Origin of the sequence: Bisbaumannia pacifica (assembly GCF_007989625.1) — a bacterium.
Classification (GTDB): Bacteria; Pseudomonadota; Gammaproteobacteria; order Pseudomonadales; family Halomonadaceae; genus Bisbaumannia; species Bisbaumannia pacifica.
This window is the reverse complement of the sequence record NZ_BJUK01000022.1, coordinates 43,188-65,101: the sequence shown is the minus strand read 5'-3', so window position 1 is coordinate 65,101 and position 21,914 is coordinate 43,188. Positions and strand designations below refer to the sequence as shown.

Annotated in this window: 21 protein-coding genes; 19 read left to right on the top strand and 2 right to left on the bottom strand. The window is 64.8% G+C overall.

The features are described from left to right. The 6 genes from HPA02_RS10770 to HPA02_RS10745 all read left to right on the top strand — a co-directional run. The coding region (locus HPA02_RS10770) for a DUF6586 family protein (protein ID WP_307725135.1) at positions 1–481 on the top strand (481 nt) is incomplete at its 5' end. Positions 482–652: 171 nt separating this feature from the next. Further along, positions 653–2,245 carry an ABC-F family ATPase gene (locus HPA02_RS10765; protein ID WP_146803195.1) on the top strand — a complete coding sequence of 531 codons (1,593 nt, stop codon included), beginning with the start codon at positions 653–655 and terminating at the stop codon, positions 2,243–2,245. 143 nt (positions 2,246–2,388) lie between these two features. Continuing rightward, a complete protein-coding gene (locus HPA02_RS10760) occupies positions 2,389–2,628 on the top strand; it encodes a hypothetical protein (protein WP_198058327.1) in 240 nt (79 codons plus the stop codon). A 172-nt stretch (positions 2,629–2,800) separates the two neighbouring features. Beyond that, on the top strand, positions 2,801–3,241 hold the full coding sequence (locus tag HPA02_RS10755; protein WP_146803193.1) for a GIY-YIG nuclease family protein: 441 nt from the start codon (positions 2,801–2,803) through the stop codon (positions 3,239–3,241). A gap of 152 nt (positions 3,242–3,393) precedes the next feature. Further along, on the top strand, positions 3,394–3,924 hold the full coding sequence (locus HPA02_RS10750; RefSeq protein ID WP_232341174.1) for a L,D-transpeptidase family protein: 531 nt from the start codon (positions 3,394–3,396) through the stop codon (positions 3,922–3,924). 210 nt (positions 3,925–4,134) lie between these two features. Continuing rightward, complete coding sequence (locus HPA02_RS10745; RefSeq protein WP_146803191.1) at positions 4,135–4,398, top strand: Lpp/OprI family alanine-zipper lipoprotein; 264 nt, start codon at positions 4,135–4,137, stop codon at positions 4,396–4,398. Between the two features lie 116 nt (positions 4,399–4,514). Here the strand turns inward: HPA02_RS10745 and HPA02_RS10740 are convergent, their stop codons facing one another. After that, complete coding sequence (locus tag HPA02_RS10740) at positions 4,515–5,372, bottom strand: helix-turn-helix transcriptional regulator (RefSeq protein WP_146803190.1); 858 nt, start codon at positions 5,370–5,372, stop codon at positions 4,515–4,517. A gap of 587 nt (positions 5,373–5,959) precedes the next feature. Between HPA02_RS10740 and HPA02_RS18550 the strand changes: the two genes are divergently transcribed. From HPA02_RS18550 to HPA02_RS10675, 13 genes are all read left to right on the top strand, one after another. Beyond that, positions 5,960–7,294 (top strand): collagen-like triple helix repeat-containing protein, encoded by a 1,335-nt coding sequence (locus HPA02_RS18550; protein ID WP_222593993.1) that lies wholly within the window; start codon positions 5,960–5,962, stop codon positions 7,292–7,294. Between the two features lie 246 nt (positions 7,295–7,540). Beyond that, complete coding sequence (locus HPA02_RS10730) at positions 7,541–9,214, top strand: ShlB/FhaC/HecB family hemolysin secretion/activation protein (RefSeq protein WP_244945908.1); 1,674 nt, start codon at positions 7,541–7,543, stop codon at positions 9,212–9,214. 152 nt (positions 9,215–9,366) lie between these two features. Next, positions 9,367–9,606 (top strand): Flp family type IVb pilin, encoded by a 240-nt coding sequence (locus HPA02_RS10725; RefSeq protein ID WP_146803188.1) that lies wholly within the window; start codon positions 9,367–9,369, stop codon positions 9,604–9,606. Positions 9,607–9,652: 46 nt separating this feature from the next. After that, positions 9,653–10,651 (top strand): Flp pilus assembly protein CpaB, encoded by a 999-nt coding sequence (cpaB, locus tag HPA02_RS10720; RefSeq protein WP_146803187.1) that lies wholly within the window; start codon positions 9,653–9,655, stop codon positions 10,649–10,651. Between the two features lie 52 nt (positions 10,652–10,703). After that, a complete protein-coding gene (locus HPA02_RS10715) occupies positions 10,704–12,029 on the top strand; it encodes a type II and III secretion system protein family protein (RefSeq protein WP_146803186.1) in 1,326 nt (441 codons plus the stop codon). Positions 12,030–12,041: 12 nt separating this feature from the next. Further along, a complete protein-coding gene (locus HPA02_RS10710; protein WP_146803185.1) occupies positions 12,042–13,289 on the top strand; it encodes a TadA family conjugal transfer-associated ATPase in 1,248 nt (415 codons plus the stop codon). Beyond that, complete coding sequence (locus HPA02_RS10705; protein ID WP_146803184.1) at positions 13,286–14,167, top strand: type II secretion system F family protein; 882 nt, start codon at positions 13,286–13,288, stop codon at positions 14,165–14,167. Before HPA02_RS10710 ends, HPA02_RS10705 begins: the two co-directional genes overlap by 4 nt. 96 nt (positions 14,168–14,263) lie before the next feature. Beyond that, the gene (locus HPA02_RS10700; protein ID WP_146803183.1) at positions 14,264–15,226 is read left to right on the top strand and encodes a type II secretion system F family protein; all 963 of its coding nucleotides are present in this window, start codon (positions 14,264–14,266) and stop codon (positions 15,224–15,226) included. Then, complete coding sequence (locus tag HPA02_RS10695; protein ID WP_146803182.1) at positions 15,210–15,917, top strand: tetratricopeptide repeat protein; 708 nt, start codon at positions 15,210–15,212, stop codon at positions 15,915–15,917. The genes HPA02_RS10700 and HPA02_RS10695 overlap by 17 nt, the downstream gene beginning before the upstream one ends. A 35-nt stretch (positions 15,918–15,952) precedes the next feature. Next, positions 15,953–16,273, top strand: coding sequence for a DUF3613 domain-containing protein (locus HPA02_RS10690; RefSeq protein ID WP_146803181.1), 321 nt, complete (start codon positions 15,953–15,955; stop codon positions 16,271–16,273). Positions 16,274–16,284: 11 nt separating this feature from the next. Then, entirely contained in the window at positions 16,285–18,117 is a 1,833-nt protein-coding gene (locus HPA02_RS10685) for a pilus assembly protein TadG-related protein (RefSeq protein WP_146803180.1), read from the top strand. Next, on the top strand, positions 18,114–18,584 hold the full coding sequence (locus tag HPA02_RS10680) for a TadE/TadG family type IV pilus assembly protein (protein ID WP_146803179.1): 471 nt from the start codon (positions 18,114–18,116) through the stop codon (positions 18,582–18,584). Before HPA02_RS10685 ends, HPA02_RS10680 begins: the two co-directional genes overlap by 4 nt. Then, positions 18,581–20,905, top strand: a complete 2,325-nt coding sequence (locus tag HPA02_RS10675; protein ID WP_146803178.1) for an EAL domain-containing protein — start codon at positions 18,581–18,583, stop codon at positions 20,903–20,905. Before HPA02_RS10680 ends, HPA02_RS10675 begins: the two co-directional genes overlap by 4 nt. Here the strand turns inward: HPA02_RS10675 and HPA02_RS10670 are convergent. Further along, positions 20,883–21,884 (bottom strand): L,D-transpeptidase family protein, encoded by a 1,002-nt coding sequence (locus HPA02_RS10670; protein WP_146803177.1) that lies wholly within the window; start codon positions 21,882–21,884, stop codon positions 20,883–20,885. The genes HPA02_RS10675 and HPA02_RS10670 overlap by 23 nt on opposite strands. Positions 21,885–21,914 lie beyond the last annotated feature (30 nt).

The window sequence follows — 21,914 nt, the reverse complement described above, 5'->3', positions numbered from 1 at the left end:
GGCAGGTGGAGGGCAAGCGCAAATGACGCCGGCAGGACGTACCAATCAGTTGCTTTACCAGGCCGAACTGCTGCTGGGCCTGTCGCCGGATGACGACGATGAGCATGCCGAGGCGCGGCGGCGGGCGCTGGAGGAGGGCGCCCTGGCGACCCTGGAGCTGGCGCTGGATTCGCTGCTGCGGGAGGTCACCGAGCATGCTCGCCTCGAGCACCACGACTGGCGGCAGTTGCTCGGTGGCGACGAGGCGGTGGCGGAGCTGACCCAGCTGCGCGCCCTGGCCGAGGTCCCCGAGAGCTGGCTGGCGCGGCTCTTGACGCGCCTCGAGGCCCTGCATGGGGTCGAGGGGGCGGCCCGCCGTGAGGCGGCGAGCGGCCTGATCGCCGTCAGCGCCGGCGAGCCCCTGGCCCGGGAACTCGCCGGGTGCCTCAAGGCGTTCAAGGCGCTGCTGCCCGCCCTGCGCGAGACCAGCCAGGAGTGGTAGCGGGGCTGGCGCGGTTAATACTCTTTCTGCGCTGAGGCCCGGGGCTACCCTGGGCCTTCGAATAGGCAGGGTATCAGCCGCAATAGCCTCGCAATACGGTGTTTCCCGGTGTGTCGGTCGGCCATAACCGGTACAATCGCGAGCCTCTATGCACCGACCGGACCCTTATCCTTGATCTCCACCGCCAATATCACCATGCAGTTCGGGGCCAAGCCCCTGTTCGAGAACGTCTCCATCAAGTTCGGCAACGGCCATCGCTATGGCCTGATCGGCGCCAACGGCTGCGGCAAGTCCACCTTTATGAAGATCCTCGGCGGTGACCTGGAGCCCTCCTCGGGTCAGGTGATGGTCGAGTCGGGGGCCCGACTGGGTAAGCTGCGCCAGGACCAGTTCGCCTACGAGAACGAGCGGGTCATTGATACCGTGATCATGGGCAACGCCGAGCTCTCGGAGGTGGCCGCCGAGCGGGAGCGCATCTATGCGCTGCCCGAGATGAGTGAGGAAGATGGCATGGCGGTGGCCGACCTGGAGGTGCGCTTCGCCGAGCTCGACGGCTACACCGCGGAGGCCCGCGCCGGGGAGCTGCTGCTGGGGCTCGGCATTCCCCTCGAGCAGCATAGCGGCCCCATGAGCGAGGTGGCGCCGGGCTGGAAGCTGCGGGTGCTGCTGGCCCAGGCGCTGTTTGCCGACCCCGACGTGCTGCTGCTTGACGAGCCCACCAACCACCTGGATATCAACACTATCCGCTGGCTGGAGGGGGTGCTGACCGCGCGTAACAGCACCATGATCATCATTTCCCACGACCGTCACTTCCTGAACAGCGTCTGCACCCATATGGCGGACCTGGACTATGGCGAGATCAAGCTCTTCCCGGGTAACTACGACGACTACATGACCGCGGCCACCGCCGCCCGCGAGCGCCAGCACGCCGATAACGCCAAGAAGAAGGCACAGATCGCCGAGCTGCAGCAGTTCGTCAGTCGCTTCTCGGCCAACGCCTCCAAGGCCAAGCAGGCCACCTCCCGGGCGCGCCAGATCGACAAGATCAAGCTCGAGGAGATCAAGCCCTCGAGCCGGGTTAGCCCCTTTATCCGCTTCGAGCAGGCTCGCAAGATCCATCGCAATGCGGTCAACGTGGAAGGGGTGACCCAGGGCTACCCCGGTGAGGCGCCGTTGTTCGAAGGCTTCGGCATGACCGTGGAGGCCGGCGAGCGCATCGCCATCATCGGTCCCAACGGCATCGGCAAGACCACCCTGCTGCGGACCCTGGCCGGGGAGCTTTTACCCCAAGCCGGCAGCGTGAAGTGGACCGACAGCGCCGAGCTCGGCCACTTCGCCCAGGATCACGCCGACGACTTCGCCAATGATGCCACCCTGTTCGAGTGGATGGCGCAGTGGACCGATGGCGGCGAGCAGGCGATCCGTGGGGCCCTGGGCCGCATGCTGTTCTCCAGCGACGATATCGGCAAGTCGGTCAAGGTGATCTCCGGCGGCGAGCAGGGGCGCATGCTGTTCGGCAAGCTGAGCCTGACCCGGCCCAATGTGCTGCTGATGGACGAGCCCACCAACCACCTGGACATGGAGTCCATCGAGGCCCTCAACCTGGCGCTGGAGCACTACCCGGGGACCCTGATCTTCGTCAGCCACGACCGGGAATTCGTCTCCTCCCTGGCCACCCGTATCCTCGATATGAGCGAATCGGGGATCATCGACTTCAGCGGCAGCTACGACGATTACCTGAGGAGCCAGGGCCTGTTCGGCTGAGCCGGCGTGAACGCCCGTCGTCGACACCGATCCGCGGTGGTGGTCCCGCCCGGCCCGCGATGGTAGGCTAAGGACATCACCGATAGCGGCCATGGATGTTGCCCATGGCCGCTTTCTTTTGTTATCGAATTGAGGAGGTTCGGGTGTCCGAGACCGCAGTCCTGGAAATCGTCGAGCTGGCCGATGGCGAGGTCGTGCTGCGCAGCGCCGAGGGGGAGGGCGAGCCTCTGGTGAGCATTCGCTTCTCCGCCGAGGCCGCCGATCTGCTGCGCCGCGCCCGTTTCGAGGTGGCTCAAGAGATGATCGATCATGCCCTGTCGCGCAGTCATCTGGTAGAGGGCGACGAGGAGGAGGCGCAGGCCGATCCGGCGACCCTGCATTGACGGAGGCTTCTTCACCATTGTTCTCGCCGCCGCCCTCGGGCGGCGGCGGCGTTTTCAGAGGGTTGAGGGGCGGGCTGGCGCAATTTGTCAAGCTTTGCTGGGATAAAGGAGAGTGCCCGCCCGGGATCGTCAGCTTGGCACCCATCGCATCGGGGTGCCTAAGGAGAGCGTCATGTCGAGACAGTATCTTTCGCTGGAGTTGCTTGGCTATTGGCGGGATGCCGACCGTACCGAGATCCCCAACGATGGCGGGGTCTTCTGCGTCTATGGTGGGGAGTATGACCAGGCCAGCGACGAGTACTCGCTGCATCGGTTGATCTATATCGGCGAGTCACGCAACGTGAACTATGCCATCGCTCACCATGAGGCCCGCGAGCGCTGGCTCGCCAAGCTGGGCGAGCAAGAGGTGCTCTGTTACAGCATCGGGGTGGTCTACTACACCATGCGCGAGCGCTGTGCCGCGGCCCTGATTCATGAGCATCGCCCCCTGGCCAACGCTCGCGAGGCGATCGAGACCTTCGCCTACGATGAGACCGAAATGGTGCTGTCGGGGAAGACGCGGCTGCTCAATAACCACTTTATCGTTTCCCCCGGAGGGGCCAAGGTGGGGTGAACTGAGCGCGGGGAATGGGTAGCATAGGCGCGAATTCTGCTCGGGGGCGAGGCTCCCGGGCCCGTTTCGACGCCGCAAGAGACCCTCGAATGCGCTACTTCCTACGATTCGCCGCCATGGTGGGCCTATTTGCCCTATTGGCTTCTCCCGCGATGGCCGGTCTCGACGACCTGGACGCGCGTTTCGCTCCCCGTCATGCCAACGAGCTCTGGCTGCTGGTGGATGATCGCAGCGCCACCCTCTACGTCTACCGTGGGAATCGCGAGCTGGAGCGGATGCAGCCGATCGCCCTGGGGCGGGCCGGGGTGGCGCCCATTCGCACCCGGGGCGATCGCCGGACCCCCAGCGGCGAGTTCCGTGTCGATCGTTTCAATTTCGATAGTCGCTTCCATATCTTCCTGGGGCTCGATTATCCGACGCCCTGGCATGCCCGCGACGCGCTCGAGGCCGGGGTCATGAGCCAGCAGGAGTACGATGACTATTTCGCCTATTTGCGACACCACGGGCGTCCCCCTCAGGACACCGTCCTCGGCGGGGATATCGGCATTCATGGCCTGGGGCAGGGGGACCCCGCCTTTCATCGGCAGTACCACTGGACCCAGGGGTGCGTGGCGGTGACCAACGAGCAGATCGAGCGGTTGTCGCAACTGGTCGACATTGGCACGCGGGTGGTGATCCGCTAGGCTAAGACACGTGAAACCAAGATCTTCTGTAGTAGACAAAGGCACTAGGTCTATAATAAAACGGCGTTTGACTAAGACGGCTTGGCCGTCAAGGTCGCGCTGGCCGAAGTGGAAGGCGAGAATCTCGCTTCGGTGGCAAGCAGATCTGCCCAGGGAGGCGTATCCCGTCTACCCCGGGCTAAACCAAGGAAGACCCTCAAGGAGAACGTTATGACCCTCAAGAGCACTCTGAAGCTGACCGCTGCTGCAGCCTCCCTGGCCGTCCTGGCCGGCTGTGCTTCTACCAGCGCCCTGGAAGAAGTTCGCATGACCGCCGAGTCCGCTCAGGCCGACGCCGCCGAGGCTCGCAGCATCGCCACCCAGGCTCAGAACACCGCCAACCAGGCTCAGCGTGACGCTCAGGCGGCCCTGCAGATGTCTCAGCAGAACCGTGAAGAGATGAACCGCATGTTCGAGCGTTCCATGTACAAGTAAGGCTTGTACTGGCAGTACACTGGCATCCCGGTGTGTTGCAGCAGGCACCCTGCCTGATTCAAGCCCCCCCGCCTCGGCGGGGGGGCTTGTTTTTATGCCCGGTCGATAGGCTTGATTCAGCAGGGTTGGGTCGTCAGGGGAAGAACCATCGTGTGACGGGGTGAGCCACTGGCTCGCCGAATCACCCGCACGGGCTCGCCGAGATAGCTTACCGGTTGGCTCGGTAGCCAGCGATCGAGCAGGTAGTCGTGTAGCTGAGTGAGCCGTGATGAGTCATCGAAGGCGATCGAGGCGGCCAGGGTCTCGGGCAAGGTGAGGCGGCGATAACAGGGGGGCGGAGGCCAAGGGCGAGAGGCGCTGACTGGCAGCCCGAGATCGATACGTTGACGCGCCCTGGGAGTGATGGCGGGATCATCCGCTAGTACCAGGATCGTGTCGTGGCGCTCGAAGCCTCGATCGCCATGATGGCGCCGATCAAGACAAGACAGCGATGCCGGCTCCGGGGGCCCGTAGTGGCGTATTGCCCAGAGCGTTATTTCCGGATGGCGGCCAAGGACGACCTCCCCCATTTCATCCGGGGGAGGGCGAAGGTTTTGGGCATGTCGAAGCTGTCGCCGGCGAAATTGCGATGGACTGATGCCGTAATGCCATTGAAAGGCGCGGCTGAAGATAGGGTGGCTGCGAAAGCCACAGTGGATGGCAATATCGATAATGCGTCGCCGACTGCGCAGCAGTAGGCGAGCGGCCTGTTCCAGGCGAAGGATGTTGCGATAGCGTCCGGGGCCCATGCCGAAGGCGCGAAGGAAGTGGCGTCGAATATGTGACTCCGAGTAGCCCAGGTAGGCGGCGAGCTCGCGGATGGTATGGGGTTGGGCCTTGGTGCTATCCAACCACAGTTCGGCGGCACGGATTTCGGCACTGATAGTCGTGTCGGGGATGGGCCGACTCCAGCTGTGATTCTGATATCCATTCATCGTCTTTCGTTACGCTCCTAGTGGGTTTTTCCCATAAAAGGAGTTGTTGGCATGTCGGCTGATGGGTGAGTTCGAAATTCACGAGTTAATGACCGGAACTGCAAAGCACAAGGGTAATGCTTATTTGATACTGTTGAATAAATAGCTGCCATTGCCTGGTTGTGAATGGCGGTGTAGTCCCCGCTTGCAGTGTCATGTAAGCCATGTCTTCACTTCGTGTCCCGTACCTTTCTGAATGGCAGAAGGGCGGCTTACGCTTACCTCACAGTAAAAACTTAAATAAATGCGTTAGTGAGGTAAGCGATATGAGTACGAAGGGAACTCGTCTATTTCCTCTGGCCGCCCTGGTGGTTGCCATTTCACTCGCTGGCTGCAGCGGGAGCAGCTCCCTCACCGTTCCGGGAGGTGGTGGCTCCGATAACGGTTCGGACAATGGCGGCGGTGGCGATAATGGTGGCGGTGATACCGGCCAGACGTCAGATACTAGCTTGGAGCGGGTCGTACAGGATGCCGGCGATGCTACTCAGGGGCTTGGCGATACCGTTAGGGTGCTCGGGGATGGCCTGAGTCAACAGGAGGTTCCTCTGGTGGGAGGCGTCACCGATGGTACGGGTCAGGTGCTGGTGCATCTGGGCGATGGTGTCAACAGTCTCTCCTCCGGGTTGAATGATGGCTTGGGCAGCTTTATCGAGAATGACAATGCCTTGGGTACCACCCTGGCCGGAGCCACCGGTACCGTCTCCGACACGGGGCGAGCCGTTGGGGCCCTCGGGGATACCGTCGAGTCACTCAATACCCTGCCCGTACTGATGCAGGTCGATGCGTCGACCGGGCTGGTGACCACGCTCGGCAAGACCGTCGGCGAGCTTGGGGCGACCGTGACCAATGTTGGCGATGTGCTGACTCTGACGCTGACGGACGAAGATGGCCATCTGGCCGGCCTGACCAGTGAGTTGAGCGCGGTCGTTCGCCCGGTCCTGGTCTCCGTCGAAGGAACCACGCAGCACCTTGGCGACGCCTTGATCGTGGGGCCGGTGGCCAATGACCTGCTGGGTCAGGTTGGAGGCGTGGTGATTGGTCTTGGCGACACCCTAGGTGGGACGGACCCTCTGCTTGCCGGCCTGGGTGGCACGCTAACCGGTACGGGCAACCTGGTAGGCGACTTGGGGGGGCTGCTGACGGCAGGCGAGGGCACTGACCTATTGGGCGGCGGCCTGTTGGATGGCCTGCTGGGGGGAGAAGGCGGGCTCCTCGGTAGCGAAGCCGGCTTGCTTGGTGGCTTGTTAGGCAATGATGGTGGTCTCCTCGGTGGGCTGACCGGCGGCCTGCTGAATGGAGAGGGTGACCTTACCGGCGGTCTGCTGGGTGGTGAAGGTGGTTTGCTTGGCGGCGATGGCGGCTTGCTGGGCGGCGATGGTGGCCTGCTGGGCGGGGTGACCGGCACCGTCGATGGCGTCACCGGCGGCCTGCTGGGTGGCGATGGCGGCTTGCTGGGCGGTGACGGTGCTCTGCTGGGCGGCGATGGCGGCCTGCTCGGTGGTGACGGTGGCCTACTGGGTGGCGTCACCGGGACCGTGGATGGCCTGACCGGTGGTCTACTGGGCGGCGAAGGCGGCCTGCTGGGTGGTGGCGGTGGCCTGCTGGGTGGCGTCACCGGGACCGTGGATGGCCTGACCGGCGGTCTGCTGGATGGCGAAGGCGGCTTGCTTGGTGGTGACGGTGGTCTGCTGGGTGGCGTCACTGGGACCGTGGATGGCCTGACCGGTGGCCTACTGGGCAGCGAAGGTGGGCTGCTCGGCGATGACGGCTCGGCTGGCGGCGAGGATGGCCTGGTAGGTGGCCTGATCGGCACCGTAGATGGGGTCACCGGTAGCCTGCTGGGAGGCGGTCTGCTGAGTGGATCATTAGACCGCGGAGAATAGGCCTTCTCCCAAGGGTCCTGGGTCGTGTCGTGGAGCGACCCAGGGCCTAATTTTGTCTAAATCCTCACATTGGTTAATACTCTGGGTGGTGTGGTAAGCGCCGCTGTGATAAAAAGTGGCTAATAATAATGAAAGCAGTCTAGGTGCTGAAGAGCGCCACTGGTCCAGGGAAAGGATATTATGCAGTCAAGCTATCGTGGTTTATTCAGGAGGCCGTCGAGCGTTTCGCCATTTTTGGCTGTGTGCATGAGCGTCTTTGGTCTGCTGGTGCCACTCTCTATGGCGAATGCCAGTGATTCTCCTTCCTTTGTCGACGAGCGCCAACCGACCCAGGTGCCCGGCCTGGAGCAGATTCGGGAATCCGAGGCACGGCGTAGTGCCACTCGAGTTTCTCTGCCTGAAGTGGCCGGGGCCATTCGTCGCGAAACCGTGGTTCCGGTAGCGCATCTCGATTTTCGTGGTGGCACCGTCTTCGAACTCGAGGACCTCGCGAGTGGCTTGAGTCCCATGCTGGGGCAGAGGGTCACCGTGGGCGAACTGATCGAGGCCGTGGAGGAAATCACCCGTCGTTATCAGGAGGCCGGTTACCCGCTCTCCTACGCTTATCTCCCCGATAACAATTTCCGTAATGGCGTGGTGACCGTGGTGGTTGTCGAGGGCTATATCGCCCGTACCGAGCTCGATATCGACAAGGCCTCGGTGGCGAGTCGCGTGCGGCGCCTCGCCGCACGGATCGTCGATGAGCGCCCCCTGACTCGGGCCACTTTCGAACGCTATACCGCCCTGATGGAGCGGATACCGGGAGCACAACTGGCAATCAATGCGCCGGTGCCTCGTACCCCCAGTGGCGGTACCACCTTACGGGTAGAAGAGCGCACCATGCGCTCTCTGGATGGCGGCTTTTCCCTGCAAGGGGGCGATGAGGACGATGTCCAGCTGTTGGCCAACCTGACACTGCAGTCCAATACGCGCCATGCCGAACGCCTCTCCCTGGCGGCCCTCGTTCCCATCGATACCGACGATGAATTTTACGCCGCCGAGTACCAGCAGGAGTTGGGCGTCGAGGGGCTACGCCTCTCCCTGGCGGCTAGCCGCTTCGAGACCGATGAGTCCACCGGTACCAGCTTGCTGGGTAATCAACTGGCCCGGGAAGAGAAGGTTACCGAGCGCTATCGCGCCGGACTCGACTATCCGCTCCATCTCTCACGGCGCTTCTCCTGGTTCGTGGGTGGCCAGCTGGATCACCACCATCAACGCACACTCTTCGTCGAGCAGGGGCTGGCCCTGCTGGAGCAGCGCCTGAATTTCTCGGCCTTCGAGCTCAATACACGACTGCGCCGTGCCAGCGAGGAGCGCATCCTCGAGTGGCGGGGAGACCTGCGCCAAGGCGTCGACCTGGGCGCTAACCGCAACCGCTTGAGCAGCGCAACCGGCTCGATCAATCAGCCGGAAGACCTGCACTTCACCCGCCTGGGGAGCGAGGCGCGCTGGGTGGAGCAACTGGCATCGCGCTGGCGCCTGACCAGCCGCATCGCCGGCTTCTGGTCGGATGACACCCTGCCCTCACCGGAACAGGGCAACTATGGTGGCAGTCGCTTCGGTCGCGGCTATGGCGATAGCCAGGCGGAGGGTGACTACGGGGTGGCCGGCGAGATCGAGTTGCGCTATCTGCAGCCGGTGGAAAGCGACTGGGTCAGCTCGGTGGAGCCCTATCTGCTGGTCGATGGGGCCCGTACGCGTTTCAACGAACGCGATACCGAGCACGAGATCGCCTCGGCGGTGGCCGGCGTCGAGTTAAGCCGGGGCAGTCTCTACCGCCTGGGCGTCGAGTATGCCCAGCCTATCGGCGACCGGGACCTGGATAGCGACAGTCGTGACGGGCGCATCAATGCCCGCATCAGCTGGAACCTGGGCGGCTAGTCACCACGCGGCCTGGATCGCCCCGCGAGAGTTGACACTTCGTTACTGGCTGGATTAGCGAAGTTTCAATAAGCCAACCACCCTAAGGTGGTCGAGGCGTAGGTAATAGTCCCGATTACGAGGGACCTTGGTTAACGCAGGGAGTGATAACCATGAAAAAAGTGATCGAAAAAACCACCGCACTGTCGCAGCGTGGCGCCGTGGCCATGCGGATCAACCATCCCATATTTCGCAAGCAGCAAGGGGCCAGCGCCATCGAGTATGTGGTAATTGCGGCCGTGATCGCCTTGGCGGTATTTGTGGCTTCGGAAGCGGGAATTGCCGATGCCTTCTCTGGTTTTTTTGATAGAGTGACTGATGCCATTACCGAATCGACTGATGGTGGAACTTAATTTCCCATGAGCGTTTTATTTATTTAAACACTCAAGGAATGAGATTATGTCCCCCAATCTGCTTAAGGGGATCGCCGCCGTACTGGTGGTGATTGCCATCGGCCTGGCCTTTGCCGGTTGGCAGCTGACCCGTGATCTGCCGCCGGCCATGGAACCGGCCCCGGTGACGGAGTCGTCCTCAACCGAGGCATCTCCCCCCGGTTTTCCCGTACTGACCGCCGCCGAGCCGCTCGCTATCGGCACCCGCCTCGAGGCACGCCCCGAGGCGGGGACTCCTCTACTGCGTACCGTCGACTACCCGGTCGCGGTGGCGGAAAGCTTCGCCGAAATCGCCGAGGTGGAAGGGCGGGTGCTGACGCGTCCCCTGGCGCCCGGCGATATCCTGCGCCCCGAGCATTTTGCCTTGGGTGGCTTGCTCGCCGAGGCGGTGCCACCCGGCAAGCGTGCCCTGGCGGTCAGCATCGACGAGGTGATCGGCGGGGGCGGCTTTATCGCCCCGGGGGATCGGGTCGATGTCTTCTACTATGCCCAGGGCAACGACCCAGCGCGTACCCAACTGGCGCGGCGACTCTTCCGTGACGTGGAGGTGCTGAGCTTCGGCGCCGACCTGCGAGGGGCGCCTGCCGACGGCGAGCAGCCGGCCCAGCGCAGCGGTCGCACCGCGGTGCTGGCCCTCGACGAAGCCCAGGCGCCGCGGCTGTTGCTGGCGGAGACCACCGGGCGCCTGCGCCTTGCGGTGATCGGCGCCAGCGAGCGTGCCGAGGGCCTGGCCGCGCCCCAGGAGAACGACTTGACTGCCTTGCCCGGCCTGCGGCGTGCCGCCTTGAATGGTGGTGACGTCGCCAACGGTCATGGCACGGATGATGGCGACGGCCTGGGCCCCGCCGTGCTCTTCGAGGAGCTCACCCGGATTTCTGCCCTAGAATCTCGCCCGCCGTCGGCTGCCTCTCCGGCACCGCGGCTCACGTCGAATGCTTCCTCCTCGCGTCGGGTGGTCCAGCACGTGGGGGGGGAGGTACGTGTCGTCGAAGTGCCCGGCGACTGACCTTTCAAGATGATGGTTTCGGCATGGTTTCATGCCTAAAGGATATCAATGCATGGCTAGATCGACGGCATCTCGGTGGCTCATCCGTCTGGTTTTCCTGGTGCTGACCCTGGGGGCTGCCCCGCTCGTTCAGGCCGATATCACCCCGCCCAGCGATCGCATTATCGACGTGATAGTCGGCGATCAGCAGCGCCTGCGTTTGCCTCGAGCGGTCGAGCGTACCGCCATCGGCTCGGGCGAGATCGCCAATGCGCAGTTGGTCAGTGACAGCGAGCTACTGATTACCGGGCTTGGCGTGGGTGCCACCTCGCTGCGGGTTTGGTTCGAGGGAGCGGGGGAGCCGCGCCTCTATCGACTCGAGGTGGCGCCCAGCGGCTCCCTGGGCCTGGAGGGGGAGTATCGGCTTAGCCAGGCCTCCGGGGTGCCGCGGATGATCGGCGACACGGCGTCTCTGGAGCGCCACGACCAGGCACGACAACGCTTCGAGGATCAGCCGCTGGTGGATGCCAGTCGCCAGGTGGGCCCCTTGCAGGTGCAGGCGGATATCCGGGTGATCGAAGTTAACCGCCGCCGCCTGGAGTCCGTGGGCTTCTTCCTGGGGCGTGACAACGGGGGAAACACCCAGTTTGCCGTCGGCAACACCGGCAGTGGTGCCGCCTTCCTCAATGACGGCAGCCTGGTGCCACCGCTCTCTGAGGGATTCTCGATTATCGGCGGCAACGCCAGCCGCGGTTATCTGGGAGCCATCAGCGCCCTGCGCAACAATGGCTTCGCCTATACCCTGGCCGAACCCAGCCTGGTGACCCTCTCCGGGCAGAGCGCCACCTTCCTGGCCGGCGGTGAGTTTCCTTTCCCGGCACGCAGCAGTGACGGCGAAATTACCGTGGAGTTCAAGGAGTTCGGGATCCGCCTGCAACTGACCCCCACGGTGCTCGACGAGAACCGCATCATGCTCAAGGTGGCCCCCGAGGTCAGCGAGCTCGACTTTACCCGCAGCATCCAGTCGGGAGGTGTCCAGGTGCCGGCCCTCAACGTGCGGCGTACCGATACCACCATTCAGCTCGGCAATGGCGAGAGCTTTATCATCAGCGGCTTGGTCAGCAACAATACCCTGCAGAATGTCGACAAGATTCCCGGGCTCGGCGACCTGCCGGTACTGGGGGCCTTCTTCCGCTCGACCCGCTTCGAGCGTGACGAGAAGGAGCTGATCATGATCGTCACTCCGCACCTGGTGTCCCCCATGGCGGCGGGCACCACCTTCGACGAGCTGCCGGGGGATACCCTGCGTCGCTACGACCCGACCTTCCTCGAGCTGCTCTTCGATCCCCAGGATGCCCGTGCCATCGAGCGCCTGGGTGAGGTCGGCTTCTCACGCTAAGGAGGTGCCGCGATGCCCTTGAAACAATTCCAGCGCGGGCGCGGTGAGGCCAAGCGAACCCTGGTGGATGCGGACGATCCGGCCCTGAAGAATGACCTGCATCGGGCGGTGATCGAGCGTCTCGAGGACGAGAATGGCCTGCTGGACGATGATCCCACGGTGATGCTGATGCGGGTCGAGGGTTTGGTTCGCGAGTACCTGGATGCCCGCCACCTGGCCCTGCTGCCCCAGGCCCTGGAGCCGCTGACGCGTGAGGTGCTGCACGAGCTCACCGGCTTCGGTCCGCTGCAGCCGCTGCTTCGCGACGATAGCATCTCCGATATCCTGATCAACGGGCCGCGGCGAATCTTCGTCGAGCGCGACGGCATCCTCAGCCGGGTGCCGGAGCGCTTCCTCAACGACGCCCATATCCTGCGGGTGGTGCGGCGCATGCTGGCTCCCCTGGGGCGCCGCCTGGACGAGTCGAGCCCCATGGTGGATGCCCGCCTGCCGGATGGCTCCCGGGTCAATGTGATCATTCCGCCTCTGGCCCTCGATGGGCCCTGTGTGTCGATCCGCAAGTTCCGGTGCGAGGCCCTGACGGCGGAGGACCTGATCGAAAGCGATGCCCTGACCGCACCCCTGATGCGGCTGTTGCAACAGGCCGTGGGTGAGCGGCGAAATATCCTGATCAGCGGGGCCACCGGCTCCGGCAAGACCACCCTGCTGAATATCCTCAGTCGCGAGATTCCCCCTCAGGAGCGGGTGGTGACCATCGAGGATGCCGCCGAGCTTCAACTGGGCAATAGCCATGTGGTACGCCTCGAGACCCGGGCCCCCAATAGCGAAGGGGAGGGCGAGGTTGGCGCCCGGCAGTTGGTCAAGAATGCCCTGCGCATGCGGCCCGACCGGGTGATCCTGGGGGAGAGCCGCGGCGACGAGGCCCTGGACATGCTGCAGGCCATGAATACCGGTCACCTGGGCTCCATGAGCACGGTGCACGCCAACTCCGCCCGGGACGCCCTGGTGCGTCTGCAGATGATGGTGCGCCTGGCGGGCTTCGAGGGCACCGATGGCCTGGTCAATCAGATCATCGCTACGGCCCTGGACCTGGTGATCCATATCACCCGTGATGCCGATGGGCATCGTCATGTGGTGGAAGTGCAGCAGGTGCAGGGACTCAAGGCGGGACAGGTGCTGCTCAAGCGACTCTATCACCGCGAGGATCGCCAACTGGGCAGGGAGATCGACTGGCGCAAGCGTATCGAGGAGCCGGCATGACTCCCTGGCAGCTATGGCTGGTTACCCTGGCGCTATTGTTGGTGGCCGCCGGGCTGCTATGGAAGAGCGCCCAACACCAGAGTGAACGGGCCCTGGGTGGCGATACCCTGACCGCCCATCGTAAGCGTTTACCCCGCGACTCGCTTCAGGAGGTGGTGTTGGACTATCTGCTCGCGGCGGGTATTCATCTGGGAGGGCGGGGCTTGCTCCTGCTCGGCGGGCTGCTGCTGGTCATGATACTCGGCACCCTGCTGATGTTCGGCAACCGCCTGGGAGCGCTGTTGGTGCTGGGTGGCCTGGTGGCGATCAACGTCGGGCTCGGCCTGCGCGCCCAGCACCTGCGCCAGAAGATTCGTGATCAGTTGCCCAACTTCATGGAGCAGGTGGTGCGCGAGATCGGCGTAGGCGCCACCCTGGAGATCGCCTTTCGCCGCAATGTGGAGCGCGTGCCCTTGCCGCTGCGTGATGCCCTGAGCCGTATCGCCATACGCCGGGAGCTCGGCATGGAGCTCCACGAAGGCCTGCGGCGCGAGGCACAACTGCTGAAGATCCATGAGTTCGACCTGCTCGCCGCGGCGGTGGAGGTCAATCAGGTGCATGGCGGCAGCCTCAAGGAGATTCTCGGCAGCTTCGTGGAGCTGCTGCGTCAGCAGGAGCGCGGCCGCCGCGAGCTCAAGGCCCTGACCGGAGAGACCCGGGTAACGGCGGTGGTGCTGGCCGGGATGCCGCTGGCCCTGGCGGGCTTTATGGTTATCAATAATCCGGAGTTTCTGGCCCCCATGCTGGAGAGCCCGAGCGGCAAGCTGGCCCTCTGGGTGGCCCTGGGGCTGGAACTGGGGGGATGCTTTGCCCTCTGGCGGATGCTGCGCTCCGTTTAGGCAGGGATAACGGCGTCGTCCGGATGGCGTTCGGCGAGCCCCGAGAATTGCCAGGCATGGGCTTCGTCGTCACTTCGCAAGCAGGGATGAGAGTCAATGGCGATATTGCTGATATTAGGGGCCTTTTCGTTGCTGCTGGCGGCCTGGGCCTGCTGGCTGGCGGGTCGCCGTGAGGCGATGCAGCGCGTCCGCGTCCCGGCCGATCAGGGTAGCTGGCCGGGCCAGTCGCCAGAGCTCGAGCTGGTCCCGGGTGAGTCGGGACAAGCCGCCATGCAGCGCCATCATGCCTATCTGGAGTCGCGCCTGCTGGGCGGCGGGCGTAGCCTGTGGCGCCGTCAGGCCAGCCGTCGTCCCTGGCTGGCCGAGCTGGCATTGCTGCTGCGACAGGCGGGCTTTATCGGTACCCGGGCCCAGGTGCAGGTGGTCGGGTCGGTGCTGCTGGTGGCCCTCGGCGCGGTGGCCTGCGGGATCCTCTTCGGTTGGCAGCAGGGACAGGCCTGGCCCCGCGCCATACTGGGTGGCCTGGCCTTCGGGCTCTTGGTCGGCGTGTTGGGCTGGTGGTGGATCAAAAGATGCCGCGCCCGGCGCACCGCTCGCCTGGACGAGGAGGTGGAAATGGTGGTGCAGGTCACGCGGATGCTCTGGGATGCCGGCATGACCCTGGAGGGGGTGCTGCGCAGCTTGATCATCAACCTGGCGCCGGTGGCCCCGGAGTCGGTACGCGAGCTGCGCCTGGCACTACACCGTATCGAGGCCGGCCAGGCTCGGGAAGAGGTCCTGGAGGGGCTGGCCGAGATACAGCGCTGCGAGGGGCTTCAGGACCTGCTCAAGCTGCTGGCTCAGGTATCCGCGTCCGGGGGCGGGGCGCGACAGTCGCTGGTGACCCTGAGTGACCTGATTCGAGACCGCCGTCGTACCCGTATTCAGGAAATGGTGACCAAGATGTCCGGGAAGATGTCGCTGGTGATGATGCTGTTTCTCTTTCCGGCCCTGCTGATCGTGTTGGCCGGGCCGGCGGTGATCAATCTGGGAGGGCTCTTCGATGCCCTGGGGAACTGAGATGTTGCCGCGACGCTGGCGCACCACGCTCTCGCTCCTGGCCCTGGTGGGCCTGCTCGGCGGATGCACCACTACCACGACCCTGGTGTCCGGGGCCCTGGCGCCGGAGGAGGCGGATCGACAGGCCCGCGGGGCCTGCGGCGAGCGCTATGACGGCGAGGTGGGCGTGCAGCTGGCGATGATCGGCCAGCAGCTCGATGACGACCGTCCCCGGGCCGCCCTGGCCTACCTGGATACCTTCGGCTTCGACTATCCGCAGGCTAAGCTGCTGCGGGCCGAGGCCCTGCGGCGGATCGATCGGCGTGCCCTGGCGGACCGAGTCTACCTGGAGCTCCGCGACACCTGCCTGGCGGCCGATGCCTACCGCGGACTGGCCCTCAATGCGGCACACCGCGGCGCCCTCGACGAGGCCCTGGTGTTGATGCAGTCGGCCCGGGATCGGCGTCCCGCGGATGCCCGGATCCGCAACGACCTCGGTTATCTGCTGCTGCTGGGGCAGGATCATCGCGAGGCTCGCCAGCAGTTCCTGACGGCCCTGGAGCTCGACGAGGGGCAGCGTAACGCGGCCTCCAATCTGGTGCTTAGTCTGATGCAGGAGGGACGCCAGGGCGAGGCCGAGCGCATGGCGCGTCGCTATGGGGTAGATGACACCCTCCTGGCGCAGCTGCGTCGGCTGGAAACCAACAACTAACGGATCGATACCGGAGCCCGCAAGGGGGTAGTCATATGAAAGGATTCACTCAGATCACCGCTTCCTGCCTGCTGGTGCTTGGCACGGGCCTGAGTGGCTCGGCACTGGCCCAGGGGGTTACGGCCTCGTCGCAGGCCGGGGCCACCATCCACAACAGTGAAACGGCGCCGCGGGTCACCGCCGGGAGTCACTCCGTGCGGGAGCTGCTGGCCCTGCAGCGCCACGGTCAAGCGGCCTCGCCTCATCGTCAGCATGTCTCCGGCGAGGTGCAGGCGCGCATCTACCGGCGCTACCTGGAGAGCTTTGGCCACCCGATTCCCGAGCGCTATATCGACACCGACTTCTCCGGCGAGTAGGGAGAGCGAGCATGGCTACTGATCGCTGGGAAGCGTGCCCCCGCCGCCAGCGAGGGGCCATTGGCCTGATGGCCGCTCTGGTCATGGTGCTTCTCGTTGCCTGCATCGTGGTGGCCCTGGATACCGGGCGCCTCTATATGCAGAAGCAGAATCTGCAGCGTGTAGTGGATATGGCGGCTCTGGATACCGTGGCTGGGGCAAACCTGATGGATGGCACTGCATCGGCCGAGCTCCAGAACCTCGCCGAAGAGAGTGCCGCTCTCAATGATTTCTCTGTTGCCCCAGGGGAGCGCGAGATCGAAACTGCTCAGGGGAAGATCGAGATCCTTAATGGCGTGAATCACTTCTCGGATGATGGACGTGGCCCAGCCGTGCAGGTTTTGGCGAGGCATAGAGTGCCCGCTAGCCTGGTGGCTAATTTGGCGGCCTTAATGCCTGGTACCGAGGTCGAGTCATATGTATGGCTTGAAGCCGAGGCCGTAGCTCAGCAATCTGGCGTGGTGGCGTTCTCGGCGGGAACCTCCCTGCTAACCGCCGACCTTAGTGGTTCTCCCTTGTTAGGGCCGGTCTTGCAAGGCTTGCTGGGGAGCGACGTCGATATCTCGGCGGTCAGCTTTACCGGCCTGGCCAACCTTGGAGTTAGCCTCTTGGATCTTATCCAGGCCTCTGCGAATGTGGGGACAATGGACGAGCTTCTCGACTTGCCCATTGGGATTGGGGGGAATGATGGCTTGGCGAGCCTGGCGATTTCCGCACTGGAGGCGGGGGCTGCCGGCGGGCAGGTGTTGACGGCGAGCAGTCGCGAGGCGTTAGAGGCCTTGACCCTGGTCAGCCTGGGGGACATTCGGTTGGGTGAGATTCTCGCGGTCAACACGCCGGAGGGGGAGCGAGCCAACGCGCTGGGGGCCCTGATTTCCGTGGGCGATCTGCTCAATTCGGCCATTTTCCTCGCCAACCGAGACAGTGCGGTCTCGATTCCTGATCTCGAGGTCAGCCTTGGTAGAGTGGTCGTGGCGGACATCGCTCTGGACATTATTCAACCTCCTCAGATTGCCATCGGGCCGCCGGGCTGTATCGATGGGCATTTACCGCCATGCTCGATCGCCGATGCCGATGGCCGCTACTGGCAGACCCAGGCCACGCCGGCGCAACTGGAGCTGGATTTGGCCTTGGCGCTCGATCTGATCGGACTGGCCCGTTTGTCACTCGATCTCGACCTGAGTGGGGCCAATGGTGTCGCTGGAATAGAGCGAGTAGAACGTCTGATCGATAAAGGGTATCGCCTTGAGGTAGGCGCGATGACTTCCCCCCTGGATATCGCCGCCGCTATCGATTTAAGCTTGCTGCCTGGGTTCGAGGGGCTGCTCTCGTTGAGCGTGGAGACTGAGGAGGGAACCGCAAGCGGGGCCGTGGCGGCGGGGTATGTCAGCGACAGCGTCGAGTGGCCCGGGATGGCCGATGGCTCGGCCAGTACCACTCTCACCTCCGGCCTTGATGGCGTGGCCGATTTTCTGGAGACGTTACTCACTGGCTTGAATGTCTCGATCAGCCTAGGGCCGGACGCCGAGCAAGAACAATCCTGCAGTGGTTTCCTCGGTTGCCTGATTGGCGGGATCACCGATCTGCTGTCTCCTGTCCTCGATGCGGTCAATGATCTGCTCGATTTCGTGGTCGATGACCTGCTCGACTTGGCCAGTAGTCTGGGGACGATACTGGCGGGTCTGACATCGGAGGTATTGTCGCCTTTGATCGAACCGCTCTTGGAAGGCCTGGGTATCGGCGTGGCCGAGATCGAGGTTCATATTATCGAAGTCGAGGTCGGTGGTGCGGAGTTAGCGCTATGACAACTCTTATCCGTGAGAGAAGGCAAAGTGGTGCCGTGGCCATCGAGTTTGTGATTTTCTTCCCGCTGTTTTTGGTGATTTTCTATGGCATCGTCAGTTATTCGGTGATTTTTGCCGCGCAGCAAACCCTCCACTCGCTGAGCTCAGAAGCGACCCGGGCGGCCGTGGCCGTCTATCGTGATGATCCCGAGTCGTCATTGTCGGAGATCGAAACGGCGCTGGCTGGCGTGATCCAACAGCGGGTCGATGACTCCTGGATAAGCGGATGGTTGAGCGGCTGTGGTCGGGAAAGCTTTTTCAACTACACACGAGGCGGCGCAGGAGGGCGGGATCATCTCGAAGTCTGCTTTCGGGTGGGCGTGGGGACAGGGGAGGCATTAGCGTTGCCTAAGCTGTCATTGCTGGGATTCTCGATTCCCAGTGACGACCTGACCGAGCTGACTTCCACCTCGAGTATTCGCCTATGACATTAGGGCGCCTGCTGTTTTTGCTAGGCCTATGGTGCCTCTTGGGGTGGGGGGCGCCGGCCCTGGCCATCGATCGACCCGAGACCTTGATCATCGCTCCGGGCAGTCCCGGCCAGCCTCAGGATGCCGCCCTGGTACGGGCGCTGACCGAGGCGATAGAGGCGCGTGGGCAGCGGGCCGAGGTGGCCTATCTGCGCCACCAGCAGGGGCAGGGGTTGCCGGGACAGCAGGCCCTGGCCCTCGCGATCTCGGCATCGCGCATCGTGCTGCTGCACGAACCGGCCCTGCGTTTCTATCGCCAGCAGGCCCAGGCGCTGGGCAGCCGGGACCTGGTGGCCTATGGGATCTTCGGGCGCGATCAGCGCGACTGGCTCGCCGCGCGAGGAATCGCCTTGATCGACCTGGCGCCCGTGCTGCGCCGCAGCCTGGCATGGGTGATGCACCGCGAGGCCACGCTGCCGGTGTTGTGGAGCGTCGGCGAGGCCCAGGAGTCGCGGCTGGCACCCTACCTGGCGGAGGCCGCCGAGTTCGCCGGGCGTCGATTGCGCTGGGAGCGGTTGAGCCGCGACCCCTTGCCCCGGTCCGAGCGTCGCCTGGCGTCCGGTGAAGTCAGGCGCGACCAGGGCTTCCTGGTTGCGCCGCCGACGCCCCAGGCACGTCGCCAGGCCGAGGCGCTGCGCCGCCTGGGATGGCGGCTCTGGTGCCTGGATCCGGCCTGGCTGCCGGAGGGGTGCCTGGGGGGCATTATCGCCGACGAGACGGCGGTGGCCGCACAGCTGCTGGATGCCCTCGACGGCGTTTCGAGCCAGGACGGTGATGGGGTGGTGGCCGCGGCCGCGGCCGCCGCACCACGCCTTCACTACGCCGAGCGCTCCGGCTCGGGGGGCCAGGATGTCACTCTCTTCGGTCTCGACGAGGCGCAGGCCGAGCGTCAGCGGCGCGGCGGTTGGTTGGTAGCGGTCGCCGTCGGTGCCGGCGTGTTGGCGCTCCTCTTGCTGCTGCTGGCCGGTTGGGCGGAGGTGCGTCGACGCCAGCGTCGGCGCCTGTTGCAACTGGATGAGCGCACGCGACTTCCCGAGTGGCCGGCCCTCGAGGCGCGCATGAGCCGCTACCTGCAGCAGGCCTACCCCTTCCAGCTCTGCTGGATCGGTTTCGACCGCCTGGCGGCCCTCGAGGCCTCGGGGGAAGCCGAGCCGGCGAGTCGCCTGCTGCCCGCCATGGCGCAGCGCCTGCGAAAACTGGTGGGCAGTCAGGCCTATCTGGCGCGCCTCGATGAGGGAGCCTTCGCGGTCATGGGTTGCTTCCCCGATGAGCCCCAGGCACGGCTATTCATGGAGCGCCTGCAACGCGGCCTGGAGGACAGTATCGAGCTGGGCGGCGAGCGTCAGTGGCTGTTGCCGCGGCTGGGGGTGGCGGTGAGCGAGGGAGATAGCCCCCGCGCCCTGCTGCTGGCGGCCAGAAACGCGGCGGATCAGGTGCCCGACGACGGCGCCCGACGCCCGGCCTGGTTTCGTCCCGGGGACGTGGACCGGCCCAGCCAGCAGGCGGCGCTGCTGGAGGAGTTCCGACGCGGGGCCGTGCCGCCGGCGGAGCAGTTGCGTGTTCTGGTCAACCCGCTCTACCGGCTTTCCAGCCGCCAGCTGGCGGGCGGCACTTTCCGGCTGGAGTGGCAGCACCCCCGGTGGGGGAGGATGACTCCTACTACCTGGCGGCCCCTGGCGCGACTCAGCCAGCAGATCCTCGGCCTGGAGCGCTACCTAATCAGCGTCGGTTTGCGACAGTTGAGCCAGCAGGCCCTGCCACCGGGGCTGAGCTGGTGTTTCCCCCTCGCCGCCGAGCACCTGGAGTCGCCGATGTTCAGTGACTGGTTGGAGGCGCGCTGCGAGGAGCAGGGCGTACCGCCGGGGCGTATCGAGCTGTGCTTGGATGGCCTTGCCCTGCCGCCGGGCGAGACGGCCTGGAGGAACCTCAAGCGCCTGCGCGAGCTGGGCGTGGGGTTGTCCGTGGAAGGGGAGGCCCGGGGGCCAGAACTCCAGGCGCTGCTGCGCCTACCGCTGAGCGTGCTACGGCTGCCCGGGGAGATGATCCGGACCCTGCCCGGCGACCAGCGGGCGCTGCTGCTGCTCAAGGGCATTCGTGACACGGCGGTGATGCTGGGGGTGCGGATTCTCGTCACCGAGCTCGATGACGAGGAGCGATTGAGTTGCCTACGCGGCCTGGGCTACCAGTGGGGAAGCGGGCCCTTGCTGGGCCCGCCCGACTCCCTGGCGTCGCTGCTGCAACGCCAGGGCGCAGGTGTCAGCGATACGCCACCTCGATGACCCCATAGATCCCTTCCACCGGGGCGGGATCCGCTTGCGGTGCCCGGGGTGCCTCCTCGGCCTCGCGCAGCACCGTCACTGGCTGACCGCTGGGGGACTCCACCGCCTGACGCAGTTGCGCATAGTCGATCGGCGGCTCCTCATCGCCGAAGGCGCGGCTCAATATCTCCAGGGCATTGAGGACTGGCTCGAAGCTCGCTTCGTTCTCCTCCAGGGCCGGGTAGGCCTGCACCATCAGGGTGTCGCCGTCCCAGCCCGCCTTGAAGGGCTGATCGATGATATTGACCCGGGTACCGTTGGGCACGCGCTCGTAGAGGCTCTCGATGTCCTCCGGGAACATGCGGATGCAGCCGCGACTCACCCGCATGCCGACGCCGTCGGGACGGTTGGTGCCGTGAATCAGGTAGCTGGGCAGCCCCAGCAGGATGGCATGACGCCCCAGGGGGTTGTCGGGCCCCGGGGGCACGATGGCCGGCGGCGGCTCGCCGCGGGCCGCGGCCTCCTCGCGCATCGACTGGGGCGGTGCCCAGGCCGGGTCCTTGACCTTGACGGTGGTGCGGGTCACGCCCACCGGGGTGGCGAAACCGTCGCGCCCCACGCTGATGGGATAGGTCTCCACGCGGCTTGGATCCTCGGCGGGGAAGTAGTAGAGGCGCAGCTCCGAGAGGTTGATGATGATCCCCTCCCGCGGGGCATCCGGCAGGATGAACTGGGAAGGCAGCACCACCTCGGTGCCCTCGCCGGGATACCACAGGCTGACGTCGGGATTGGCGCGACGGATCTCCTCGAAGCCGAGGTTATGGCGCCGGGCGATATCCAGCAGGGTATCCTCCTCGGCGGCGTCGATGGTGCGCACCGCGCCGATCACGTCGCCCTCCTCGGGCAGCGCATAATGGCCGCGGGGCAATTCCTGCGCCCAAGCGAGCGCGGGTAGCAGGGCCAGGGTAAGCGGGGCCAGGCCCCGGGTTAGCACTTTCATGGTCGATTTCCTATAAGTTACCCGGGCGGC

What these genes read in the sequence shown, in the direction of transcription:
- HPA02_RS10745 (WP_146803191.1), top strand. Translation starts at nt 4,135, where the DNA reads ATGACCCTCAAGAGCACTCTGAAGCTGACCGCTGCTGCAGCCTCCCTG.
- cpaB (WP_146803187.1), top strand. Translation starts at nt 9,653, where the DNA reads ATGTCCCCCAATCTGCTTAAGGGGATCGCCGCCGTACTGGTGGTGATT.
- HPA02_RS10710 (WP_146803185.1), top strand. Translation starts at nt 12,042, where the DNA reads ATGCCCTTGAAACAATTCCAGCGCGGGCGCGGTGAGGCCAAGCGAACC.
- HPA02_RS10740 (WP_146803190.1), bottom strand. Translation starts at nt 5,372, where the DNA reads ATGAATGGATATCAGAATCACAGCTGGAGTCGGCCCATCCCCGACACG.
- HPA02_RS10750 (WP_232341174.1), top strand. Translation starts at nt 3,394, where the DNA reads ATGGCCGGTCTCGACGACCTGGACGCGCGTTTCGCTCCCCGTCATGCC.
- HPA02_RS10670 (WP_146803177.1), bottom strand. Translation starts at nt 21,884, where the DNA reads ATGAAAGTGCTAACCCGGGGCCTGGCCCCGCTTACCCTGGCCCTGCTA.
- HPA02_RS10680 (WP_146803179.1), top strand. Translation starts at nt 18,114, where the DNA reads ATGACAACTCTTATCCGTGAGAGAAGGCAAAGTGGTGCCGTGGCCATC.
- HPA02_RS10755 (WP_146803193.1), top strand. Translation starts at nt 2,801, where the DNA reads ATGTCGAGACAGTATCTTTCGCTGGAGTTGCTTGGCTATTGGCGGGAT.
- HPA02_RS10700 (WP_146803183.1), top strand. Translation starts at nt 14,264, where the DNA reads ATGGCGATATTGCTGATATTAGGGGCCTTTTCGTTGCTGCTGGCGGCC.
- HPA02_RS10690 (WP_146803181.1), top strand. Translation starts at nt 15,953, where the DNA reads ATGAAAGGATTCACTCAGATCACCGCTTCCTGCCTGCTGGTGCTTGGC.
- HPA02_RS10685 (WP_146803180.1), top strand. Translation starts at nt 16,285, where the DNA reads ATGGCTACTGATCGCTGGGAAGCGTGCCCCCGCCGCCAGCGAGGGGCC.
- HPA02_RS10705 (WP_146803184.1), top strand. Translation starts at nt 13,286, where the DNA reads ATGACTCCCTGGCAGCTATGGCTGGTTACCCTGGCGCTATTGTTGGTG.
- HPA02_RS10715 (WP_146803186.1), top strand. Translation starts at nt 10,704, where the DNA reads ATGGCTAGATCGACGGCATCTCGGTGGCTCATCCGTCTGGTTTTCCTG.
- HPA02_RS10675 (WP_146803178.1), top strand. Translation starts at nt 18,581, where the DNA reads ATGACATTAGGGCGCCTGCTGTTTTTGCTAGGCCTATGGTGCCTCTTG.
- HPA02_RS10725 (WP_146803188.1), top strand. Translation starts at nt 9,367, where the DNA reads ATGAAAAAAGTGATCGAAAAAACCACCGCACTGTCGCAGCGTGGCGCC.
- HPA02_RS10730 (WP_244945908.1), top strand. Translation starts at nt 7,541, where the DNA reads ATGAGCGTCTTTGGTCTGCTGGTGCCACTCTCTATGGCGAATGCCAGT.
- HPA02_RS10695 (WP_146803182.1), top strand. Translation starts at nt 15,210, where the DNA reads ATGCCCTGGGGAACTGAGATGTTGCCGCGACGCTGGCGCACCACGCTC.